Source organism: Burkholderia savannae (assembly GCF_001524445.2).
GTDB classification, from domain to species: domain Bacteria; phylum Pseudomonadota; class Gammaproteobacteria; order Burkholderiales; family Burkholderiaceae; genus Burkholderia; species Burkholderia savannae.
Window position 1 is genome coordinate 279,164 of sequence record NZ_CP013419.1, and the last position, 22,860, is coordinate 302,023.

Below are 22,860 nucleotides of genomic sequence, written 5' to 3' on the forward strand. Positions count from 1 at the left end.
CCACTGTTAAACGAGCGACGATAATCCTCGTGCCTGCTGATGCACGCCGGCATCGCCGACACGCTTCGCGTAGGACAGGTTGAGCAGCTGCCTGAACGGCAGCGTCTTGAGGACCTTGTTACCGGATGCGCCTGTGTTTTTCTCCTGCACCGCCAGGTTGCCGCCGTCGAGGAGCACGGCGCGGAACAAGCGCTGCATGGGCTCGGTCAGCCCGGCCATCGGGCGGCTCGGTGGGTGTCCCTCGTGCTGCGTGATAGCCTCTCGCTTGATTTCGGCGTCCAGCATCCCGGTTCGGTCTTTGCCGCTCTTGCAGTTCCAACAAGGAACCGCCCCGATCTCATACGCGAGCATTGCTACTCGCTGGGCGGCCTTGTACGGCTCTCCACCGTCTTTGCGGTGCGCGTGCTGCGCCCAAATTTCCTTCAATTGCGTAACCATCGTCCTGATGCATTCCGCATTTTTCGGCCTTCCGATCAGATACTGGCCGACCCAGCCTCCGAGTGGCGCCGAGGGATTCAAGTCGGGCCCGATCAAGGTGTGCAAAGCCTGTTCGTTCATTCGGTCCGATTCACGATGACCGAGCCCAAGCTTTAACGCAGGTTCGTTGACGGCGAAATTGAACGCGGCTACATCTAGACGCACTTTTATGTTACACAATTGACCGTTCTGATCGCGAATGCTCAACGCAATCGGTTGAATGCACCCGCTTAGCGCCTTCCAGGCCGACGCCTGGTCACGCAGCATCGTCTTTTCTTGGCCGAACGGCGTGAGAAGCGAGCAGGACGCGAGCCTTAGCGTGACGGTTTCGCCAGCCAGCGCGTTGCGCAACTCGTCTGGCCGAGAAAAAAGGGCGGCGGTAACAACCTCTTTCGCGCGTCGAATCGCTCCTTGCTCGCGCAACTCGGGATCGTCCAGACCGAAAGGCGATAGCACGCCGTGGCGAATTCCTCTGAAGAGCAGCTTGCTCGAGCCGTCTTCTTGCAAGGCAGTCAGTTCCGACTGCCATAGGTTGGTTGCATGCTGCGCTTCCGTCGTGGACGCGCTGCATACTCCCTGGTCGTTGTACGAGCGTTCGAAAATGTCCTGTGCGCCGAGCTTCATTTGTGAAGCCGGCGTCAGCTCACAACCGTATTTGCGACCGTCATATGTCACCGTGGTGGTGATGGTTTTCCACTCCTGCTGATTGAGCAACTCGGTATCGGCCTGACGTAGCAGCTTTCTAGCTTCCGGGAGGGCGGTGCTCGGCGTTGTACACATATTGCGCAGGTGGCGCGAGACGATCTGAACCAACTCGTCGTTCAACCGCTTCATTGAAGCCGTGTCATTGGGCAGGACCGGCCGGTCTTCTTTGAATCGGCTGGCGCTCAGCTGCGCGGACATATTCTTTAGCAGCTGCGCATCGGGTGTGTTGCCGTATCCAAGTTTGTCGAGTGCCACGCGGGCGGCATCCAGCTTATGACATTGCAGCGCAAAAAGCGCATGGAGCGAGCGACCATCCGAAAGCCGCGATTGCCGGGGCTGCATGTCATGCGCGAGCATTTTTGGATAGCTGATTTCCGGTCGTTCGATCTTGCGTGGAGTCGGACGGTTATCCGAGGCGTTGCCCAGATGTCGGTTGGTCACCGTATTGCGCCGCAAGGGGAAAAGGTTTCGAATATTCATCTATGCTCTGCTAATCTTACTGTGTCAATAAATCAGCATTGGAAGCTGAACAAAACGGACATCGCTGAAGCCGGCGCGCGATGTAGGCAGCGATACGCCAGCGCAGCGTGGTGATGGAATCAGCCACGTGGCGCTGCGCGCGCTGGGGACCCGCGTGGCACGTAATCCGAGGGTAAGGCAAATGGGTCGCGGATCACGGAGTTTTTTTTACTGTCGCCTTGAATGAGGCGTTGAGCGACAAGAAACCCGTAGGCAGCAATGCACAACGATGCATGGTGATGGAATCCACGCCAGCCACGTCCTTCGAAGTGTCCCAGGCCGAATTCCTGCTTGAGATCCCGATAGTCTCGCTCGATACGCCAGCGCATCTTGGCGACATGAACCATGCGTTCGAGCGTCGTGTCTGGGAGCAAAGTCGAAAGCCAATATTTGAGCGGCTCCGCATCACCTTCGGACCATTCGATCAGCAGCCATTCCTCATCGCGCAGTGTGGATCGCCAGTAATCGCGGTGCGAAGCACGCACACGCACAGCGGCAAAGCGCGAACTGAGCGCGGCACACGTACCTTCACGCCATATCACCGTGCGATAGTGCGAGGCATCAAGCGTCAAGGCCAGATCTTTGACTCCGATCGGCTCATGCCCCGGCGCGCGCCGTAATAAGCTGCGCGGCCGGCCCGACTTCCCTGCGGAGGGTTCGGGCGGCAGAGGACCCGTACCCGGCGCCCATACGCGTGTGTTCGAGCGAATGCCCACCGCATACTGCAGTCTGAGCTCGCTGACGGCCTCGCGAAACGAGGTGTCGTCTCCATAGCCAGCATCGGCCAAAACGACACCGTCGGGCGCGCCACTTTGCCGAGCTTCGCGCAACTGCCCGGCCGCAATCTCGGGTTTGGTTACAAACTCGATTTGCTCAGGCACGCCGGCTTTCTGTCGTCGCGCGGGGTCGTCACTCCATTCACGCGGCAGATACAGTCGATACGACACCGGCAAGCTCGCGGCTTCCGTCGCCACCGATAGACTCACCGCAACCTGGCAGTTATCCTGCTTGCCCAGCTGGCCGCAGTATTGCCGCGCTACGCCGGCCGAATGCTTGCCCTTCTTGGGAAAACCCGTGTCGTCGATAATCCAGTACAACCCGCCCGCTGGGTCCATGTGCGGAAGCACCCAGCGCCGCACCTGCTCGAGCAGCGCTGTATCGGACCATTCCGACGTCGCCACAAAATGATGCAGCGACTGGTGCCGCGCGCTCACGTGCTCCGGCTCCAGATGTGCGGCCAGCGGCTCGACGCTCTTGCGTCGAATTGGCAGCATTAGCCCTTGGCAATAGCCCCTCAAACCTGATTCGCGGTCGTTATGTCCAAGCGCCCCGCACAAATGTTCCAGATACGCCTCGAATGACGTCTCCCAGTCCATCATTCCTCACGCCATGGATGAAGAAGTTCCAATAATGGCATGAATTTATTGACACAGTAAGATTAGAGAGACGTCGCTGATGAACCGCATACTCTTCTCTATCGCCCCCGACTACCTGTCAGTACGACCACCTCACTGAGCAACTCAGCAACGTTGCCGACCGTCGCCAGGTCATTCAATCGCGCTCGATCAAGACGAATGTTCCAGCGCTCCTCGAGTTCCATCGCGAGCTCGATCAACTCGAGCGAATCCATCGAGAGATCCTCCAGTAATCGATGCTCGGCCGCGATCTGCGCGTTTGGCACGCCGAGCATGCTGGATAACATCGTCTTCACCACTGAGAGCGCGATAGTTTCATTCAGATGCGAACCGACGCTCATCGCTTCACGCTCCCGCTGGCCCGCGTTGGACCTTCGGTCGTCACGACTCTGTCGGCGGGCGTGATGGTCGGAAACGTCCTCGCTGATCGCGGCCCCGCATCCTTCGTCGACGATTCAATATGGCGCGGCGGTGAAACGCTGCGATTAAACGTGTCGGTCACCTGCATCGATGCTCCGGTCTGCACAGGCGTGCCCTGTCTCGAAACGCTGGCTGACGCGGAATTCGACGACGCCTTCGATGCCTCGGCGGACGATGTCGCTGGCGACTGCGCCGTCGACGCGTCCTCCGCGCTCGATCGAGTCCCAGAACGAGGCTGCGCGTCGTTCGATCGGACCGCACGGGCGCCGAGCGCCGTTGCGCCTGGCGTCGCCATACCGTGAATGCCCGCACCCGCTGCATTTGCGCCAACACCGCTGAATGGATCGATCCGCATCGCCCCTTCCGTCGTTCGAGCAATCGGATTCTCGCGCGCCATTCGCCACTTGCCGTTCTCGTCGCGCGACCATGCGCCAGTCGGCGCCTCCGTTCCCTCTCCGCGATCCTGCGCCGGCCGCGGCATCGGGCGCTCAGCCCGCGACTCGTCCGACGACCGGCTCGTCGCGTTCCGAGGATCACGTTGTCGCGTAACGTTCGCGTCACCTGACGCGGAATTCGACGACGCCTTCGATGCCTCGGCGGACGATGTCGCTGGCGACTGCGCCGTCGACGCGTCCTCCGCGCTCGATCGAGTCCCAGAACGAGGCTGCGCGTCGTTCGATCGGACCGCACGGGCGCCGAGCGCCGTTGCGCCTGGCGTCGCCATACCGTGAATGCCCGCACCCGCTGCATTTGCGCCAACACCGCTGAATGGATCGATCCGCATCGCCCCTTCCGTCGTTCGAGCAATCGGATTCTCGCGCGCCATTCGCCACTTGCCGTTCTCGTCGCGCGACCATGCGCCAGTCGGCGCCTCCGTTCCCTCTCCGCGATCCTGCGCCGGCCGCGGCATCGGGCGCTCAGCCCGCGACTCGTCCGACGACCGGCTCGTCGCGTTCCGAGGATCACGTTGTCGCGTAACGTTCGCGTCACCTGACGCGGAATTCGACGACGCCTTCGATGCCTCGGCGGACGATGTCGCTGGCGACTGCGCCGTCGACGCGTCCTCCGCGCTCGATCGAGTCCCAGAACGAGGCTGCGCGTCGTTCGATCGGACCGCACGGGCGCCGAGCGCCGTTGCGCCTGGCGTCGCCATACCGTGAATGCCCGCACCCGCTGCATTTGCGCCAACACCGCTGAATGGATCGATCCGCATCGCCCCTTCCGTCGTTCGAGCAATCGGATTCTCGCGCGCCATTCGCCACTTGCCGTTCTCGTCGCGCGACCATGCGCCAGTCGGCGCCTCCGTTCCCTCTCCGCGATCCTGCGCCGGCCGCGGCATCGGGCGCTCAGCCCGCGACTCGTCCGACGACCGGCTCGTCGCGTTCCGAGGATCACGTTGTCGCGTAACGTTCGCGTCACCTGACGCGGAATTCGACGACGCCTTCGATGCCTCGGCGGACGATGTCGCTGGCGACTGCGCCGTCGACGCGTCCTCCGCGCTCGATCGAGTCCCAGAACGAGGCTGCGCGTCGTTCGATCGGACCGCACGGGCGCCGAGCGCCGTTGCGCCTGGCGTCGCCATACCGTGAATGCCCGCACCCGCTGCATTTGCGCCAACACCGCTGAATGGATCGATCCGCATCGCCCCTTCCGTCGTTCGAGCAATCGGATTCTCGCGCGCCATTCGCCACTTGCCGTTCTCGTCGCGCGACCATGCGCCAGTCGGCGCCTCCGTTCCCTCTCCGCGATCCTGCGCCGGCCGCGGCATCGGGCGCTCAGCCCGCGACTCGTCCGACGACCGGCTCGTCGCGTTCCGAGGATCACGTTGTCGCGTAACGTTCGCGTCACCTGACGCGGAATTCGACGACGCCTTCGATGCCTCGGCGGACGATGTCGCTGGCGACTGCGCCGTCGACGCGTCCTCCGCGCTCGATCGAGTCCCAGAACGAGGCTGCGCATCGTTCGATCGGACCGCACGGGCGCCGAGCGCCGTTGCGCCTGGCGTCGCCATACCGTGAATGCCCGCACCCGCTGCATTTGCGCCAACACCGCTGAATGGATCGATCCGCATCGCCCCTTCCGTCGTTCGAGCAATCGGATTCTCGCGCGCCATTCGCCACTTGCCGTTCTCGTCGCGCGACCATGCGCCAGTCGGCGCCTCCGTTCCCTCTCCGCGATCCTGCGCCGGCCGCGGCATCGGGCGCTCAGCCCGCGACTCGTCCGACGACCGGCTCGTCGCGTTCCGAGGATCACGTTGTCGCGTAACGTTCGCGTCACCTGACGCGGAATTCGACGACGCCTTCGATGCCTCGGCGGACGATGTCGCTGGCGACTGCGCCGTCGACGCGTCCTCCGCGCTCGATCGAGTCCCAGAACGAGGCTGCGCGTCGTTCGATCGGACCGCACGGGCGCCGAGCGCCGTTGCGCCTGGCGTCGCCATACCGTGAATGCCCGCACCCGCTGCATTTGCGCCAACACCGCTGAATGGATCGATCCGCATCGCCCCTTCCGTCGTTCGAGCAATCGGATTCTCGCGCGCCATTCGCCACTTGCCGTTCTCGTCGCGCGACCATGCGCCAGTCGGCGCCTCCGTTCCCTCTCCGCGATCCTGCGCCGGCCGCGGCATCGGGCGCTCAGCCCGCGACTCGTCCGACGACCGGCTCGTCGCGTTCCGAGGATCACGTTGTCGCGTAACGTTCGCGTCACCTGACGCGGAATTCGACGACGCCTTCGATGCCTCGGCGGACGATGTCGCTGGCGACTGCGCCGTCGACGCGTCCTCCGCGCTCGATCGAGTCCCAGAACGAGGCTGCGCGTCGTTCGATCTAACGTCTACATTAACGTCGATGTTGTTAACAACCATCGGTGCGGTCTGCTGCGGCATCGCGCCGGGCACGGGACCACCATTCGAGGCCGCCGGATCACCGCCCGGTGCGCGCGAGTCATCTGGCGCAGGCGCCGGCACAGGCTGCTTCTGCGTTACGCTATTAAGCAACTGGTCGGTGCGGCCGATTTGCTTGAGCGTCGTGCCGACCATGTAGACAAGATTCGTTACGTGCCCAGCATAGCGCGCGAAGCGTTGAGCGACGTCCGCCATACCAAGCTGCCTGTCGCCACCGTGGCGATTCACGATGCCGTCGCGAACGCCTCCTTCCATCTGCCCGCCGAGCGCATTGGACACGCTATTCTTCGCCCAATCGTCGCTCCCCATGAGCGCGCCCTTGAACACCTCATCGGTGACCCCATCCTTCATCACCAATGTCGCGATGCACTCGCATAGTTCCCGGTACTTCTTGTTACCCTCGATACATCGATCCTGCGACATCGACCCCGACTGCGCGGCAGCCTTCAGAAACGACGCGAGCGCCTTGCCGATTTCGGTGAAATTATCAGAGAAGGCGTCGTCGCCAACCGCAAGGTGCAGTGAATGCACTGTCAGTGCAAGATGATCTAGTGCGCGACGATCATGGCCGTTCAGCTGCGCGACGAGCGTCGTCATCTTGCTGCCTTGATTTCCGACAAGTTCGCTCAGGTACGCGTGCGCCTTTTTGAGTGAAATCTCCTCGTACAATTCAACGCCACGTGCGTTGATAGCGCGTGATTCGCCTGTGGGTGCGCCCTTGCAGCGCGAGGACACGGCATTAACCTGCTGTGACAGCAGTCGCGGCGACGAGGCTCGACCGCCCTCGTCGCCTCGAAGGCTCACATTCGGCATGCAATGCCCGCGCGTGCTCATCACGCGCGTCACGCTAGTCGCCAGATCACCGCCGGATCGGGGGAAACGAACATCGGAGCCGACGATCGTCGACCGTACGCTAACATTTCGTGGGACGCGTGGAAATTGAGCATCGGACGGAGGCATTGCGAAGATTCTCCATATTGATTCGTTCATGGGACAGCGAAGGCTGCACTAGGTTCTGTTCAGATTCTCACCAGCGGCCCAAAGGCGCAGGTAGGCGCGGCGAAGGCGAGATAGTTGCCCGCGAGCTTGTCATATCGAGTAGAGACGCCGCGAAAATGTTTGATGCGATTGAAGAAACGTTCGACGACGTTTCGAGTTCGGTACAGCACTCGGCTGTACCGACGCTTGGTCTTTCGATTCGAACATGGCGGGATGACAACCTCGGCATGCGCAGCACGGATAGTGTTCGCGAAGGCATCTGAGTCGCAGGCTTTGTCGGCCATCACTGCGCCCGTGCGCAGATGCTCGACCAATTCGTGCGCGCACGAAATATCGGCGACCGGCCCCTCGGTAATGATCATTCGCAGAGGACGTCCGGCTTCATCGACAGCCAGATGCAGCTTGGTCGTCAGTCCGCCGCGCGAACGGCCGAGAGCTTGCGGGCCGCTTTTTTCGAGCGCCGGCCGAATGTTGGTGCGCACGCACGATGGTCGAGTCGATCAGCACGCGTTTGATCTCCGTTTCGTCGGACCCTGCGTGCGCCACGCGCTCCCACACTCCTTTGCGACGCCACCGCGATGCGCATGTACACCGTATGCCATCGGCCCAACTGCTTCGGCAAATCGCGCCACGGGCAGCCCGTTCGGCCGATCCAGAGAACGGCTTCGACAAACCAACGATTGTCGGCTGCCGTTCGCCCTGGATCGCCTTCCTTGCCCGGCAAAACCGATTCGATTTGTGCCCATACCTCGTCGCTCAGTGACCTTCGAATCATCTTGGCCCGCTTGTGCAAAAGACAAGATGTAAACACATTTCATCGAATGTAAATAGACGCTAGCGAGTGGCCAGAATGAGAACGCAGCGCCGCTCATTCCTTTAGAGGATTTTCGAGGTATCTGTCGAGGTCGACATAGCCCGGCGCAGCACCCTGATTAAGTTGCGTTCTTAAGGAAGCTCGATGCGACGTCCATCAGAGCCGATATGGCGCCGCTCAGCACCTTGTTCAAATTGTCGAAACTCGAAATCTGATGCTGGTTCTTTTCAGCGAACGTCTGGACATCGTTCTGAATGTTGCTTTCTTCCGCCTGAAATCCGGTATACCAAGCGCTTTCACGTGCAGTGTCCCAGTCCACACTGTCCTTGTCGGGTAACGAATCACGCATGCTGATCAACTCGTCCGGCTTGATTGTCACCACGCCGTCATCACTGATCGAGAAGGCACCGCCGAGTTCCTCGCGCCAGCGATCCAGATCCTCGCCTGGCGGCAGTTGATACGACGGCAAATTATCGATGACCTTCTGCAGCAGCGCGCGGATCTCCTTACACTTGACGGTCATGGTCTTATCGTTCTTTGCCGAGATGTAATCCTGGATCTTGCTCATCGCGTCGGTGACCTCCTTGAAGGAGGTCACCAACTTTTCGAGGATGTCCGTCTCGGCGTCGACATCGATCTTGCCCTGATTGATCACGTCGATAAGTCCCTGCAGAATCGGATCAGGCTGGATATCCGAATACTCATTGCGCACACAACCCGGATTCTCCGCCTCCGAACGTTCCAGCAGGTTGTGCAGCCCGCACGCATACGCACGCACCGCGACGCGCGCATCGTCGAACACCGCCAGATTAGCGCGACTGCCTTCGATGAATTTTCCGGCGATCAATTTGGGATACCTGATCGCTAAAGCCTCATCGCTCATCGCGCGGAATTTCCGAATCAGATTAAACGTCACATGGCAATGGACATCCGTCGTACGCACATCGTCCGTCACATCCCGTACACCCGCATCGCGGACCGCTACGTCGCCGGTCCGCGCAAGCGCCTGACGATTTCGTGCGTCCATCACGCGCCCCATATCCACGCTGATACTCATCGTATTTCACCTTCCTGCTGTCGGATTAATCAAGGGCGCGCATAATACGCGGCCCCGTCTTCACTCGATCAAAGCTCAATCAAAAAATCGTCGCGGTTCTGGCAGCGAATCCATCTCGGTGCGACACCGCGCCCCGTCCAGGTCGCACCCGTCACGGGATCTCGATATTTCGGCTTGACCGCTGCACGTTTGCGTTGGTTCGAATTCCCCCGGTATCCGAACACCTCACGTGCGGAAATACCGTATTCACGCACCTTCATACGCACTTCGTCAATCACGGCTTGCAATTCGGCCTGCCGAGCCTGTTCGGCCGACGCCGCAAGCGCGTCGGCACGAGCCTTCAGTTCTTTGTAATTCGCCATTTGATCAATCATCGGAATTCCGATCATAGGGATGAGCATTGCTGCCGGCTTTCACAAAAACACCATTGCCAATCCCGCCAACCGCACGGCTGCGAGCGATGGGGTGACGCCCGCCGCTCGCAGTTGAGCAAACCGTCAGGTTCGCAGGTTGCCAGTCACTTGCGCCGCGACGGCATTGCTGTTCGCGACCAAGCTCTTCGCCGCGTCGATCGCCTTCTGCGCAGCCTCGCGACAGCGTTGCGCGGCTTCATGACGCGCGTTCGATGCCGCCGTCAAGATCTGCTGCGTGCTCTCGTCCGTTTTCTGCTCCGCACGAGCTTCACTCTGCTGCTGCGCCGATACCGCATCGATCTGATTCTTGCCAATCTGGCCGCCCGATTGGATGAGATTTCCCTTGATCTGGTAGCGATTCGCTTCGATGAGATTCTGCTCGTGACGCAAACCATGCATGTCGATCCGTTGCTGACGGGCGGGAGCGTCCTTTGCGAGCACGGCCTCGTGCTCGCTGCTCAGCCGATCACCGCCGCCGTCGATCTCATAATGTGCGGTTTCTCCAGTGTCGCGCTTGACCGTCACGTGCGAAACCTCGTCATTCGACAGCACCGGCTTGTTGACTCCCCGTAGCTCAAGCGATTGCTCAGCATGGAACTGTTTGAGTTCCGCCTGCGGCTTCATCTCGTTTTCGATCGACATCGATTTCGTGTTCAGCCCCTTCATCTGCTGGACCGCGCCGCCAAGCGAAGTTGCCGCTTGTAGCGCGCCGCCCGCAATCGCGGCCGTCATTTGTGTGTAGCCGATTTTGCGATCCTCCTCGGCGGCGTTCCTCGCCATTTGAGATGCGCGCTCCATTTCCTTGCCCATCTCCTTGTCATCCTCCACCGCGCCCTTTTGCATCGCGTCCTCGAAAATCAGTTCTGCGTTGAACGCTTCGTCAACGCTCAAGATCGGCGATCGCAATCCATCGGAGACGGCGCGCGACACATGCTGCTCAACAAGCGCGTCATGCACACCCGTCACCGTCGGATGCTGACTCGCGCCCAACCGACCCTGCACGCCCTCCATTCCGGTGACTGTCAGTCGATCGGCACCAGGTGCTTGGACCGAAGACTTCGGCTCTGCGAGCGCAATACGCTGCACGGACATGCCTGCATCACAATACTGCTGCGGGTGGCCAACGACAACCGCCGCAAGCCCCGCATCCGCCTCAGCCAGCATCTTCTCGTCATCGCCGACCGCCTTGTTGCCGCTTTCGGAAATGCCCGTATTGGCGACCCGGGACAGCTCCGCGCTGTTGATGCCGCTGTTTTGCACACTGAATGACATACGCACCTCTACCTTTGAAAATAACGTGATCCCGTACTAATTAAACTGCTCGGGCATCACACAGGACGCAGGCTCTGCTTGCAGGCCAACATATTTGTGTTGATCGCATCCGACACGTCCTGCATCAATCGCACTAGCACGCGGTTGTGCTCAGCAAACGTATCGACTGCTTTCCTCAGCAGATCACTGATCAGCTTGATGTCATACATATCCTCCTTGATGTCGGCAAGGAGGCCCATCGCCTTCGCCCGCTCGATGCCAACGACGATCCCGCCCGCCGCCTGCGACACTTGGTTGCCGACGTCGAGCACCGTGCTCGCCTTCTCGAAGCGGCTCGCGAGAAGCATCCCGTCTTCCTCCGCCTCGACGCCGATCGCGCGGCGCATCCGCGTCATTGCTGTCGCGGTGCGCGAGCTGAGCGCCTGGAGCCCCGATTTCTCCGAAACCTTCTCGGTCAGCTCCAAGAGCATCTTGCCGATCGCAGAATCCATCACCTTCGCCAGCTGGCCTGCAACCGCATCCATCACCTTCGACGCAACGGCCTTCACGACCGATGCACCGACGAATGCCGCGGCAACGAGTGCCACACCCGTCACGATGGCACCGAGGATCGCACCCGCGAGCTCGGCTTTCTGTTTATCAACTCCACACGCAACGAGCGCTTTCGTGATCAGCGACGAGATCATGTTCATCAGCGGCTTCAGGATCGCGTCCATCACGGGTTGCATCAGCTTGTCCATGAACGACACGCCGGTCGTCGCTTGGCTAATCTCGTCGCCGACCGCGAGCGCGAGGCCAACAGCCGCGAGCGCGAGGCTCGCGCCGCCAGTGAACGCAGCAGCCGCGAAACTCACTGCGGTGATCGCCCAGCCAACGATCTTGCCGATGCAGCCCATCGTCTTCTGCATTTCCTCGGCTTTTTTCTCCTGCTTCTGAAACTCTTCGGACTCCTTTTTCTGCTTGGCTTCGAGCATTTTCTGCTTCTCGATAAAGAGCTTGTGCTTCGATTCAAGCTCCTTCACGTTGCCCGACGAGATGAGTTCCTGCAGCTTACCGAGCACGGCAGTCAACTCAGCCACGCCACTCAGTTTCTGCGATATCGCCCCACGCAGCTGAGCACTCGTACCGTACTGCTTCATCGCCCGATTCACTGCTTCGTCGACCTTTTCCTCGTATTCGCATGCGCGCGTCGCGAGTTCAGTCGCCGTGTCAAGTTTTTTCGTCGCGTCCGCCTGCAGCGCGTCCGCTTTTCCGTGTAGCTCGTCCGCCTTCTGCTTCGCCTGTTCTAGCGCCTTGTTTAGCAGTTGTAGCTGGTCAGCAGGAAGGCCCTGCTCCACCGCATCGTCATACCGCTTCTGTGCGGCGTCGACCGCCTCGTCCGCCGCTTTCGCGTCCGCGGCGGCCTGCTTGGCGGCAGCAGCAGCCTGTTCGGCAGCATCGGTCGCAGCCTTCGCATCGTCCGTCGCTTGCCGGAACGCATCGGAAACTTGGCTCAGGCTATCCTGCGCGGCCTTCGACATCTTGTTCCAAATGTCGGAGCGCTGCTTCAGGTCCTGCAAGCTATTCGCGCTGATGATGCTCATCAAGTCCCCGAGCAATTTGGTAAGCTTTGCCGAGCCACTCACCCCGCCGTTGACGTCATCACCGGATGTGCGAACATCTGCCGCATCAGATGACGATGCATCATTCGCAACGGGCGTGCGCAGCTCGGGCACGTCGTCGAGCCGCGCGCCGTTAGCAGTCTGCGGTGCATCGCACTGCTCGGACGCACGATGCAGCATTTGCTCAAGAAACTTACGTTGTGCGACCGACATGACATCAACGCAAACCTGCGGCGACAGCATGCCCAGCGTGCTCGCTGCGTCGCGCAGCGGATGATTTTGGTATGCGTTCGCATTGGCGGTTGAGCCGCCCAGCACTCCCGATGACATACGTTCAGCTCCTGTTGGCTAGTTTTCAATTCCCGTCATGTCCGGCGCAGGATCTGCGCCAACGCCCACTTCGTCGAGTCCGTCTAGATAGGACTTTGCCTTCTGCTTCAAGCGCTCGTCGGATGAACATTCGACGACGATGCCAAAGCAACGCCGTGCGAGCCCCGCCTTTCCCATCAGCAAATGGCACTGGCCGGTATGAAACATCGGACGGTAGTCGTCCTTCGACAGCGAATACGCGAGCGCATACAAATCGATTGCCTTCGCGTATTCCTTCTTTAACTGGCAGACCGCCGCGAGACCCATCGCATATTCAGCGTTGTAGAAATCGTAGATGCACAGAAAGCGGAAGAACACCTCTGCGTCATCGAGCCGCCCCTGTTGATAGAAGCGATATGCGAATGCATAGATTCCGTCCATCAGATCCTGCGGCACGCCATGCAGGTCCTTCAGCGTCGCGCCGTTCTGTACTGCGTCCAACAGCGCCGCGGCCATTTCTTCAGCTTCCATGTCATCGATATTCACGTCACGTTGCGTCATGCCCTCACCTCGTTCGGTATTTCAGTTACAAAGATATCGGCGCTCGATGCACTGCCATCGAATGACAGTGCAACATTACGCGCCGTTCGCTCAAAAGGATTTCACAAAGCAGTTTTTTGGCTTGTCAAGTGTTCCGATTATCTTTTGGGGCGGGCGGGACGCCATTGCCCGATGTGCCTGCGGCATCCGTTCCGTCGAGCCCATCCTCACGATCGTGTTGCGTCGGCTCCACATCGTGATACGGAACCGGCTCGTCCTCTTCCAAGTCACCGCCGGTCATCGCCGATGTGAACGACTCATCGAGGTCAGCCGCCACAAAACGATTTGCCACCTCGACTTCCTTGAGCCATGTCAACACACGCATCACGCCTTCGATGTCGTCGTGGCTCACGAAGCTATATCGGCGCGGAGAGTTCCGGTAAATCGAGCGTGCGAGCAAGACGTTACGTACCACCGGCACACCATTCGCTTCGGCATGCCGAATGACTGCCAGAGCGCGTGCGTTTGTCTCACGGATCGATACAAACGGAATTGGCACAACATCCAGATTGATGTAAATGCCGATCGCGATATGGGTAGGATTCGCGACGATAAAGTCCGACTGCTCGACGTTCGCCTTGATTTCCTCCGACAGCAGTTCATGATGGATTTCACGCCGCTTGCTTTTTATCTCGTGATTACCTTCACTCTCTTTGTATTCTTGCTTCACCTCATGTTTAGCCATCTTCAATTCCTTGTAGTACAGGAAGTACTCGACGACAGCATCGAGGACCATCACGGGTAGCGCACATAGTAGGAACAGCAAGATAAGCCTCACCGTCATCACGATCCACATGTGGCCGAGCAGTGCCGGTTGGGCGCGGAATAAGCCAAAAACATCGCGGTGATATAGGCGGGCGAACATTTGCACCGTGACTGCGAAAATCACGACGTAGAGCAACGCCTTCACCGTCTCTTTCACCGAACGCCAACTGAAGAGCCTCTTCATCCCCTTGACAGGATCGAGCGCGGTAAAATCGATCTTGATCGATTCGACGGCCAGCGTGAACCGACTCTGCATAAGCGCGGGCAATGCGCCCGCGAGCGCACAGAGCAGCATGAACGGCATAGCAATTCGCAAAAATAGTTTCGTCAACTCGAATACATAATCGGCGGGATTCGGTAACGTGTTCATCGAAGCGATCCGCAAGAATTCCGCCATCGCACGCGTCAAATCAACGATTGTGGTAATCGACATCACGCCCGCCGCAACCACGACAAACGCGACGATATCCTTCGACTTGAAAGTTTGTCCTTTCTTTGCCGCGTCGCGCAGCTTCTTCGCTGTCGGTTCTTCGGTTTTCTCGGCCATCGATCACTTCACGAGCTTAGAAAATGAATGTACGTGCAGCAGCGCCGTCAGTTCGTGCGGTGCTGCGGACACGAAATACAAATGGAATACCGAAAACGCGACGATGCTCTTGACAGTCAGTGATAAAGAAAATGCATTGACCTGCGGGCAGAAACGCGCAAAGAGACCTAGCAATGCGTCGGTCAGAAACATTACGATGAGTACGGGCGCTCCGAGCGCAAGCCCGTGCGCCACGAGGTCGTTCAGCAGTGTGCCGATGCGCGAGAGGTCGACATTAAACAGCGCGCCCGTCGGCACGGCCGCGTAGCTCGATTCGAGCTGCTCGACGATCGTCAGCATGCCGCCCTGCTGCAAAAACGCAGCTGCATAAAACAGGCTAACGAAAGGAGCGAACGCGGACGCCTCGACGCCAGTCGCCGGATCGATCGAATCGCTGATCGTAGCGCCGCGTTGATTGTCGATCAGTTCGCCAATAGCGGTCGCGACCCAGAATGGCAACGACAAACCGACGCCTAACACGAGGCCCGCGGCGCCCTCGGTAAGCGCAATCCCGAGGAGTGCGCCACCACTGGATGAATGCGGATGTGCAAAACTCGGCCAAAGACCGACGATGACGGCGAACACGATTGTGTTCTTCAGCATCCCATTGACGATCGTCCGGTCATTCAGAAACGGCAGCAAATAAAATACCGGCGCGATCCGTGCATAGGCGATTGCGAACGCGCCGAGGTGCAGATAGAACACTTCCATCGAGATGATCATCGTGTCGCTCAGTGCGAAGCCGATCAGCGAAGGCCAATCGTGAGCATTTCAGTCGCGAACGCGAGCAGCTTGCTGCCGAACCAGCCGGACAACATCATCAAGCAACCAAACACCGCGAGCATCTTCAAACCAAACGGCAGCGTCTGCTCCTGCAGCTGGGTGACCGTCTGGAACAGGCCGATCGTCAGACCCACGAGGGTTGCAACAACGACCGGCGCGGCGGACAGCAGGATTACGAGCAGGATCGCCTTGTCGCTCGCGTAGGTGAGTTCAGCCATCTTGTACTTTCCTAAAAATATGCCGTGTCGCTGTTACTTCATCAAATTTAGATACTGCTCGATCATGCCCTTGCAGATCAGGGTCCAACCGTCCATTGCGACGAACAGGATAAGCTTGATCGGGACCGAAATTGTCACGGGGCTCATCATCATCATCCCGAGCGCTAGCAGCACGGTTGACACGACCATGTCGACGACGAGAAATGGCAGGTACAAGTAAAATCCGATCTTGAATGCACTTTTGATCTCAGTGAGCGCGTAGGCAGGCAGCAGCGCGAACAGCGAATTGTCGAGTCCGTCCGCCTCGTCGACGTGATTCTCTATGTTCGCGTCATCGCCTTTCAGGCGCGCAGTTTGCGCGTGCTCGAAAAAGCCGACGAGCTCCGGGTCTGAATAACGCCTTAGATAACGCTTGTAATCGCCAAGACCATCGTCTATGAAATCGTTGACCGACGCGCTGCTCATCACATCCAGCGGATGATGCTGCAGATAGCGATATGCGCTTTGGGCAACCGGCATCATCACGAACAGCGACATGATCAACGCGATGCTGTTGAGCGCGAGGTTCGACGGCACCTGCTGAATGCCGAGCGCATTGCGCACGAGCACGAGGACGACTGAGAACTTGATGAAGCACGAACCTGCCGCGACGACGAACGGTACGAGCGTCGCTGCCGTCAGCAGGACGATCAGTGCAATTTCATTATTCGCCATCACTTGCTGCCGGTTTCGTGAACCAAAGTGTCTTCACTTCGACCGCGAGCTGTTCGCCGACCTGAATCAGCTCACCCTGGCCGAGTGGCTGGCCGTTGGCACGGATCGTCACATCGCGGGACGTTCCGCGCAACGGCAACACCGTCCCGGCATGGCAGCCGGCTAACTGTGCGACTGTCATGCGCTCGCCGGGCAACGAAAACTCCAGCGTGACGGGTAACGCGTCAATTTCGAAAGACTTCGGCGGCGCATCGGCGAGCGCGTCCACCTCGATTCGTTCTTCATCTACATCGTCGAACGTGTTCTCAACAATTTGTTCGTCCAGCATAATTTCCTCTCCTTTCCAGCGAAATTCACAAAGCGACTTCGCGCCGATCCTGACCACGTTGCGCGGCTCACAAACGAGCAACACGTCGCCTGGTACGATGGCGGACAGAAGCGCGTGCGGCAAACGCGAAACACCAATCACGAAACACATGACAACCGGCAGCTTGGCCATATCGACGACAGCACGCCCGGCGGGCGCGGCATCCGGAAACGTGCGAAACATCGAACGTACTCCGTCGACCGCATCGAAGCACAGCAGCGGCTCTGCGTGTAGCTCGCGCTCGACGAGATCCACGAGACGGACGTGCTCCCAACCGCCCGGAGGCGCGGGCAGATCCGTGGCCGCGTCTCTTCCGCCCAGCAGAGCCAGCGCGTAATGCTTGTCGAGTGCGCGCCATGCGAGCGTGGCGAGTGCCGGATAGTGGCGGCGCATCAGATCGTCGATGTCGACCCAGCCCTCGTATTCCATGCCCTTCCAGAAAGCCCGCAGCACCGCGTAGCCGCATGGCGGTGCAATTACGCGCAGCGCCGCGTGATGACCGACTGCGCTCAGCGCCCGTGCGCTTTGGTACAACGGCAACTGCGTGGTCTCGACGCAGCGCAATGACAAGTAGCGCGCACTCATTGCTCGTCCGCCTCCGATTCCTGTCGCGCGTGGCGCCGCGACGAATGACTGCCGCCATCGTCCGCTTGCTGTCGATCGAACTCGACGATCCATCCCGGCGCGAGCTGATCGACGCCGCGCTCCATTGCATGTTGTACGCGCTCTTGGCTCGGCTGTGCGGTAACGACTTGCGATGCATGATCAAGGTTGAAACGCAAATTGACGGCAGGCCGCCCGTCCCACGTGTTGAAGCTGTAGCGCACTTGTGTAACAGGAGTTTCAGACATGTCTTGCGCGCTCACATTCGCCGGATCGGCCACCGCGTCACGATATGTTGCGCGCGACTGTTCAAGGGTCCGTATATGGGGCTCTGTGGTTCGAATCGGCATCTGCGTCGAAACGCGTGCGAATCCCGTTAGCGGAACATCGTTCGCGTCAACGCTGGAGTCATGCTCATTCGGCGCGCGCATCACGCCTGTCGCTGACTTCGCCTGTTGTGACACGAACTCGTGCGCTGTTCGTGGATTTTGTGAGGCCGGCACGATCGGCGTTGTGCCGGCATTTAGAGCACTGGCTGGCTGGCGCGAAAACGACGATGACATCGCTTCCGCAGGGATGAGAGTAACGCTGTCCCGTGTTCTGTGCGCCGCCATCGGATCGGCATGCGCAGGCGCCACCGTCCGATCCACATTGGCATGCGAAACATGTGTCGCATCGTTCGACGTATCTCCCGCTCGGCCGTCCGCGATGCTCGATACAACCGGCGCGAAAGTTTCCTTCTGTGTTACATCCGCGCGCGTCGCGCCTGCACCGTCCGACGTATTTCTACCGAACCGCTCGATCGGCCGATCCTGCTGCTGATAGGGCGCATACATCCAAATCGCCGCGACGAGCGGCTCACCTTTGCTCACCGCCTTTTTCCTCGCCGGCGCATGGCTCGCATTGGAGTCGTCGCGATTCCGACGTTCGTCGCGCTTATCGAGCACCTTACGGCACTGTTCTTGGTACGCGAGCTGCAAGCCAGATGTCTGCTCGACACCAGCCGCCTCCGTACACCCGATGTTAGATACGCGCGGAGCGTTAGTACCGCTGATTGAACCCATGACTAGCTCCTTCTATGATTTCCGCTTCGATAGCCAGTTCGTGCAGCAGGTCGTTTTCGAGCCTGCGTCGCGCGAGCCAGTTGCGATGCTTGTTCTGCCGCCGCTCGAGCGCGAGAGCCGCGGCCAGGCTCTCGCGCAATGCCCGCTCAGCCGCCAGACGCTGCTCGAGTAGATCATCTGCTTCGATCTGCTTGCACGCGATTTCGAAACGAATCGCCGCCTGCTTTCCGCGCACGCGCATCAGCTCGGCGCGCGCATATGACTTTGGCGGCGCGGTGGCCGCGAGCCGGTCGCGCAAGCGCTCGATCGAGGCACGATGTTCGACGATCCGCGCGTCGAGATTCGATAGCCCTTTGCGCTCCCGCTCCGCCTGTTGGCGTACCGACCATTCGCGCCGCTCAAGGACCGCGATCAGTCGCCGTGCGTCGCCGAGCCGTTTCACGACACAGCCTCGTGCATTCGCTCAAGCATCTCGTCGAACGCCGATGCCTCCGCGATCTCCTGCCGCAGAAATGCATCGAGCACAGGGCGCCGATCGAGCGCATCATCGTTCTCCAGATTCTCACCGCGACGGTATTCACCGAGATCGAGGAAAATTTGCATGTCGTCGATTCGTGCGAGGTGCTGCCGAAACTGCTTTGCCATCACGCGATGCGACGCGTCGGTAATCTCATCGAACAGGCGGCTCGCACTCTTCAACACGTCGATCGCTGGGTAATGTCCCTTGGCACCGAGCTTTCTGCTCAGATACAGGTGGCCATCAACTATCGAACGAATCTCGTCTCCGATTGGATCGGGTTCCTCTTCGTTTTCAAGAAGTACCGTATAGAACGCGGTGATACTGCCCGTGCTTGTTCGTCCCGGTCGCTCAAGCAGTCGCGGCAAGTTCTCGAACACCGACGCCGGATAGCCGCGCCGCGCCGGCGCTTCACCCGTTGCAAGCGCGACGTCGCGCAGCGCGCGTGCATAGCGGGTCATCGAATCGAGAAAGAGCATCACGTTGCAACCACGATCGCGAAAATACTCCGCAATTGTTGTTGCGACGAGCGCCGCGTTGCAACGGTCCACCGACGATCGATCCGACGTCGCATACACAACGATCGTCCGATCCCGACGCCCTGAGTGTTTGAGTCGCTCAACGAACTCCGACACCTCGCGCCCGCGCTCACCGATTAGTGCGACCACGTAAACATCGGCCCCCGCATGCTCGATCATCATGTTCATCAGCGAAGTCTTGCCACATCCCGCTGCAGCGAAAATGCCAAAGCGCTGGCCAACGCCGCAGGTCAGAAGACCATCGATCGCGCGAATGCCAGTCGCAAGCCGGCTCGCAATCGGCCGCCGCTCCGCGTAGTCTGGCGGTACAGCATCGACTGCCATCCGCCTCGGTAACGCATCGCCGGCTACTCGCGCCGCGCTAAACGTCTCGACTATCTCGCCAGTCGCGTCGACGACCGTGCCGAGCATCATCGGTGACACATCGACCGTCATTCGTTCGCCCGTCGGCGCGAGCGCAATCTGTCGCGAAAGGCCAGCCGTACTGCCAAGCGTGCTCAAAATCGCAGTATCGCGCCCAAAACCAACCACTTGCGCGCGACCGATCTCATGTTCGCTTACGGCCGTCTCGCGGATAATGCACAGCTCACCAATAGCCACCTGCGGCAGCGGCGCCTCTATAATCGGCCCCTGTATGCGACACGGATGCGCGCGCCGCTTCAGCAATTTCAGAGGGTCACCGGCTGCGCTCATTGCTCAAGAATCCCGTTGATCGCACACAGGTCTTCATAGAACAATTCGAGCGCCTCGATGAAGCGGTCGGTATCGGCGAGATAGTGCGGCTCGACGCGGCCATGCAAAATCAGCTCGTCATCAACGAGCGACAGCAGCGGTCGACGCGATGCAAACATATCCGATCCGCGCGGCATCTGATACGTGAGCAGATCGAACGCGCAACGTGCAAGCTGGCTCTCGCCCGAGTAGTCGAGTCGGCTCCACAATGTCACATGCTCGTCTTCTCGTTCGACAAACATTTCAGGCATCGAATGAAATGCAATGCAAATCGGCGCATGCGCATCGAGCTCGCCGGTGATCGCGTTACTGCAGCCCATCTTATCCATGCTTTCCTTGACGAGCATGACAACGTCCACGTTCATCGTTCTCTCCTCAAATGGTTTTCAACACATCGATTGCGACGCTGTCGGCCACTTCGGCGAATGACAGCACTTCCAGTTCCGGGAAGCGGCTCTCAATGAGTCGCTTGACGAAACGCCTAACCTCCATTGAAGCAAGTAACACCATGTCGCGTTGGGAAAAGCCAGCACGCGCAAGTTCGAGAGCAAGCCGGTCGAGCAGTTGCTCGCTCATCGCAGGCTCCAGATTCAGATATGCCCCCCCCGATGTCTGCCTCACCCCCTTGCTGACCGTGTCTTCAAATTCGGCAGACAAAACGAGTGCACGTAACTTTCCCCCCGCAGCGAAGCGGTTCGTGATGTAGCGCGCAAGCGCTGCGCGTACGTGCTCGACGAGCAAAATCGAATCCTTCTCCCTCGGCCCCCATTGCGCGAGCGACTCGAGAACCAGCTTCATGTTTCGGATCGAGATCTTCTCGGTGAGTAGGCGTTGAAACACCTCGGCAATTCGCTGTACTGAAATGTGCCGATAGCTTTCCTTGATGAGCTCCGGATACTTCTTTTCCATGTCGTCGAGCAGGCGCTTCGCTTCCTGTACACCGAAGAACTCTGTCACGTTGCTCAGCATCACCGCGAGAAATTGTCCGTATAGGTCGTCGGTCGCCGAGCGTGTGAGTACATCCATTTTTGCGAGCGCATCGGTCTGCGAAGACGACACCCACAAGGCGTCGCCACCCGCGCCGTCTGGCAGTTGCACGACGTCGAGCGAAAGCCCTTCGAGCGCGAGCGTCGAACCAATTACGCGATGCCGATCGAAACAGATCGCAAAGGTTGCCGCGCGAATCTCATTGATCTGCACTATCGCCTCACGCGGGTGCATTTGCGGCGAATACGAGACATGGATGTCGGGCAATCTCAGTCCCATATCGACGAATGCGCGTCGTCTGAATGCGCCGATCACGTCATCCTGTTCGAAAATCGGCTTCACCGCTTCAGGTACCATCAGCATCAGCGGCACCGTTTCCGGAATCAGCTTTTCGATGTCGATGTCAACCGTAACGTCACTCGTCGAGAGCTTCGCTGAGCCACTGCCGGTCAGCGCACCTGTGACCTTGCCGACGAACCCACCTTCGCTCGCGGATGATTCGCCGCGCTTGCGCCATTCGCGGCGTACATACAACATGCCGAGTGCGAGCGCCATCAGAAAAAAAACGATAAACGGAAAACCGGGCAGCAGGCCAAGCGCGAGCGCGAGCACTGCCGTTACGAGGAGTACGAACGGATTTGAGAACAGTTCACCGACAATGCTCGCACCGAGGTTGGTACCTGATCCGCTCACGCGTGTGACGACGAAACCCGCGCCGATCGCAATCAGCAGTGCAGGAATCTGCGCGACGAGGCCGTCGCCGATCGACAGGATCGTGTACGTCGTAAGTGCATCGGAGATCGTCATCCCGTGTTGCGCGACACCAACCGAGATGCCGCCGATCAGGTTAACGACGATGACGATGATCCCAGCGATCGCATCGCCTTTGATGAACTTCATTGCGCCGTCGAACGAGCCGTATAGCTGGCTCTCACGCTCGAGCGCCGAGCGGCGCGCCTTTACGCCTTCGTTGTCGATAACGCCCGCGCGCAAGTCCGCATCGATGCTCATCTGCTTACCAGGCATTGCGTCAAGCGAGAAGCGGGCCGCTACTTCGGCGACGCGTTCCGAGCCCTTCGTGATGACGATGAACTGCACGATCGTGACAATCACGAACACGACAAAGCCCACGACGAGATTGTCGCCGATCACGAACTGTCCGAAAGTCGTGATGATCTTGCCGCCCTCCGCGGTGAGCAAGATCATACGGCTGGTACTGATCGACAGCGCGAGGCGAAACAGTGTCGTAATCAGCAAGATAGACGGAAACGTGGAAAAATCGAGAATGTTGGCGATATAAAACGAGCCCATGAACACGAGCAGCGCCGTCACAATGTTGAAGCCGATGAGGAAATCAAGCACGTATGGTGGCAGGGGCACGATCAGCATCGCGATCACCAGCACCATCAGACACAGGACAATCAATTCCGGGCGCGCCTGAGTTTTGATCAGTAGATTCTTCAGCATAACTATCGACTAGAG

The 22,860-nt window shown here is 59.4% G+C and carries 19 protein-coding genes and 1 pseudogene; all 20 read right to left on the bottom strand.

Annotated features, from left to right (window positions below; translation table 11 throughout):
* Positions 1–6: 6 nt before the first annotated feature.
* The 20 genes and pseudogenes from WS78_RS34950 to WS78_RS35035 all read right to left on the bottom strand — a co-directional run bounded on the left by WS78_RS34950 (position 7) and on the right by WS78_RS35035 (position 22,845).
* Complete coding sequence (locus tag WS78_RS34950) at positions 7–1,662, bottom strand: inositol phosphate phosphatase SopB (protein ID WP_156437541.1); 1,656 nt, start codon at positions 1,660–1,662, stop codon at positions 7–9.
* Between the two features lie 119 nt (positions 1,663–1,781).
* Positions 1,782–3,077 carry an IS701 family transposase gene (locus WS78_RS34955; RefSeq protein ID WP_059577754.1) on the bottom strand — a complete coding sequence of 432 codons (1,296 nt, stop codon included), beginning with the start codon at positions 3,075–3,077 and terminating at the stop codon, positions 1,782–1,784.
* A 98-nt stretch (positions 3,078–3,175) separates the two neighbouring features.
* Positions 3,176–3,457 carry a phosphopantetheine-binding protein gene (locus WS78_RS34960; protein ID WP_059577654.1) on the bottom strand — a complete coding sequence of 94 codons (282 nt, stop codon included), beginning with the start codon at positions 3,455–3,457 and terminating at the stop codon, positions 3,176–3,178.
* Positions 3,454–7,107, bottom strand: a complete 3,654-nt coding sequence (locus tag WS78_RS36870) for a hypothetical protein (protein ID WP_157131175.1) — start codon at positions 7,105–7,107, stop codon at positions 3,454–3,456. Before WS78_RS36870 ends, WS78_RS34960 begins: the two co-directional genes overlap by 4 nt.
* A gap of 350 nt (positions 7,108–7,457) precedes the next feature.
* Positions 7,458–8,212: pseudogene (locus WS78_RS34965) on the bottom strand (IS5 family transposase).
* A gap of 157 nt (positions 8,213–8,369) precedes the next feature.
* Positions 8,370–9,308: an IpaD/SipD/SspD family type III secretion system needle tip protein gene (locus WS78_RS34970; RefSeq protein WP_059577649.1), complete on the bottom strand. Its 939-nt coding sequence runs from the start codon at positions 9,306–9,308 to the stop codon at positions 8,370–8,372.
* 68 nt (positions 9,309–9,376) lie between these two features.
* Complete coding sequence (locus WS78_RS34975; protein ID WP_059577751.1) at positions 9,377–9,670, bottom strand: H-NS histone family protein; 294 nt, start codon at positions 9,668–9,670, stop codon at positions 9,377–9,379.
* Positions 9,671–9,805: 135 nt separating this feature from the next.
* Complete coding sequence (locus WS78_RS34980) at positions 9,806–10,993, bottom strand: IpaC/SipC family type III secretion system effector (RefSeq protein ID WP_059577647.1); 1,188 nt, start codon at positions 10,991–10,993, stop codon at positions 9,806–9,808.
* Between the two features lie 56 nt (positions 10,994–11,049).
* A complete protein-coding gene (gene sctE, locus WS78_RS34985) occupies positions 11,050–12,924 on the bottom strand; it encodes a type III secretion system translocon subunit SctE (protein ID WP_059577644.1) in 1,875 nt (624 codons plus the stop codon).
* 18 nt (positions 12,925–12,942) lie between these two features.
* Positions 12,943–13,464 (bottom strand): type III secretion system translocator chaperone SicA, encoded by a 522-nt coding sequence (gene sicA / locus WS78_RS34990; protein WP_059577641.1) that lies wholly within the window; start codon positions 13,462–13,464, stop codon positions 12,943–12,945.
* A 124-nt stretch (positions 13,465–13,588) separates the two neighbouring features.
* The gene (locus WS78_RS34995) at positions 13,589–14,815 is read right to left on the bottom strand and encodes an EscU/YscU/HrcU family type III secretion system export apparatus switch protein (RefSeq protein WP_317135637.1); all 1,227 of its coding nucleotides are present in this window, start codon (positions 14,813–14,815) and stop codon (positions 13,589–13,591) included.
* 3 nt (positions 14,816–14,818) lie between these two features.
* A complete protein-coding gene (gene sctT, locus WS78_RS35000; RefSeq protein ID WP_059577746.1) occupies positions 14,819–15,565 on the bottom strand; it encodes a type III secretion system export apparatus subunit SctT in 747 nt (248 codons plus the stop codon).
* A 35-nt stretch (positions 15,566–15,600) separates the two neighbouring features.
* Complete coding sequence (gene sctS / locus WS78_RS35005; protein WP_059577637.1) at positions 15,601–15,855, bottom strand: type III secretion system export apparatus subunit SctS; 255 nt, start codon at positions 15,853–15,855, stop codon at positions 15,601–15,603.
* Positions 15,856–15,888: 33 nt separating this feature from the next.
* Positions 15,889–16,569, bottom strand: coding sequence for an EscR/YscR/HrcR family type III secretion system export apparatus protein (locus WS78_RS35010; protein WP_059577634.1), 681 nt, complete (start codon positions 16,567–16,569; stop codon positions 15,889–15,891).
* On the bottom strand, positions 16,559–17,521 hold the full coding sequence (sctQ, locus tag WS78_RS35015) for a type III secretion system cytoplasmic ring protein SctQ (RefSeq protein WP_059577631.1): 963 nt from the start codon (positions 17,519–17,521) through the stop codon (positions 16,559–16,561). Before sctQ ends, WS78_RS35010 begins: the two co-directional genes overlap by 11 nt.
* A complete protein-coding gene (locus WS78_RS36875) occupies positions 17,518–18,603 on the bottom strand; it encodes a SpaN/EivJ family type III secretion system needle length determinant (protein ID WP_063889445.1) in 1,086 nt (361 codons plus the stop codon). The genes sctQ and WS78_RS36875 overlap by 4 nt, the downstream gene beginning before the upstream one ends.
* Complete coding sequence (locus WS78_RS35020) at positions 18,581–19,045, bottom strand: hypothetical protein (RefSeq protein ID WP_059577628.1); 465 nt, start codon at positions 19,043–19,045, stop codon at positions 18,581–18,583. Before WS78_RS35020 ends, WS78_RS36875 begins: the two co-directional genes overlap by 23 nt.
* A complete protein-coding gene (sctN, locus tag WS78_RS35025; protein ID WP_059577624.1) occupies positions 19,042–20,352 on the bottom strand; it encodes a type III secretion system ATPase SctN in 1,311 nt (436 codons plus the stop codon). Before sctN ends, WS78_RS35020 begins: the two co-directional genes overlap by 4 nt.
* A complete protein-coding gene (locus WS78_RS35030; protein ID WP_059577620.1) occupies positions 20,349–20,756 on the bottom strand; it encodes an InvB/SpaK family type III secretion system chaperone in 408 nt (135 codons plus the stop codon). Before WS78_RS35030 ends, sctN begins: the two co-directional genes overlap by 4 nt.
* A gap of 10 nt (positions 20,757–20,766) precedes the next feature.
* Positions 20,767–22,845 (bottom strand): EscV/YscV/HrcV family type III secretion system export apparatus protein, encoded by a 2,079-nt coding sequence (locus WS78_RS35035; RefSeq protein ID WP_059577617.1) that lies wholly within the window; start codon positions 22,843–22,845, stop codon positions 20,767–20,769.
* Between the last annotated feature and the right edge of the window lie 15 nt (positions 22,846–22,860).

Coding starts and splice junctions, on each gene's coding strand:
- sctS (WP_059577637.1), bottom strand. CDS start 15,855: ATGGCTGAACTCACCTACGCGAGCGACAAGGCGATCCTGCTCGTAATC.
- WS78_RS34955 (WP_059577754.1), bottom strand. CDS start 3,077: ATGGACTGGGAGACGTCATTCGAGGCGTATCTGGAACATTTGTGCGGG.
- sctQ (WP_059577631.1), bottom strand. CDS start 17,521: ATGAGTGCGCGCTACTTGTCATTGCGCTGCGTCGAGACCACGCAGTTG.
- WS78_RS35030 (WP_059577620.1), bottom strand. CDS start 20,756: ATGAACGTGGACGTTGTCATGCTCGTCAAGGAAAGCATGGATAAGATG.
- WS78_RS34950 (WP_156437541.1), bottom strand. CDS start 1,662: ATGAATATTCGAAACCTTTTCCCCTTGCGGCGCAATACGGTGACCAAC.
- WS78_RS35035 (WP_059577617.1), bottom strand. CDS start 22,845: ATGCTGAAGAATCTACTGATCAAAACTCAGGCGCGCCCGGAATTGATT.
- WS78_RS36875 (WP_063889445.1), bottom strand. CDS start 18,603: ATGGGTTCAATCAGCGGTACTAACGCTCCGCGCGTATCTAACATCGGG.
- WS78_RS34980 (WP_059577647.1), bottom strand. CDS start 10,993: ATGTCATTCAGTGTGCAAAACAGCGGCATCAACAGCGCGGAGCTGTCC.
- WS78_RS34970 (WP_059577649.1), bottom strand. CDS start 9,308: ATGAGTATCAGCGTGGATATGGGGCGCGTGATGGACGCACGAAATCGT.
- sctT (WP_059577746.1), bottom strand. CDS start 15,565: ATGGAAGTGTTCTATCTGCACCTCGGCGCGTTCGCAATCGCCTATGCA.
- WS78_RS35010 (WP_059577634.1), bottom strand. CDS start 16,569: ATGGCGAATAATGAAATTGCACTGATCGTCCTGCTGACGGCAGCGACG.
- WS78_RS34960 (WP_059577654.1), bottom strand. CDS start 3,457: ATGAGCGTCGGTTCGCATCTGAATGAAACTATCGCGCTCTCAGTGGTG.
- sicA (WP_059577641.1), bottom strand. CDS start 13,464: ATGACGCAACGTGACGTGAATATCGATGACATGGAAGCTGAAGAAATG.
- sctN (WP_059577624.1), bottom strand. CDS start 20,352: ATGAGCGCAGCCGGTGACCCTCTGAAATTGCTGAAGCGGCGCGCGCAT.
- sctE (WP_059577644.1), bottom strand. CDS start 12,924: ATGTCATCGGGAGTGCTGGGCGGCTCAACCGCCAATGCGAACGCATAC.
- WS78_RS34975 (WP_059577751.1), bottom strand. CDS start 9,670: ATGGCGAATTACAAAGAACTGAAGGCTCGTGCCGACGCGCTTGCGGCG.
- WS78_RS34995 (WP_317135637.1), bottom strand. CDS start 14,815: ATGGCCGAGAAAACCGAAGAACCGACAGCGAAGAAGCTGCGCGACGCG.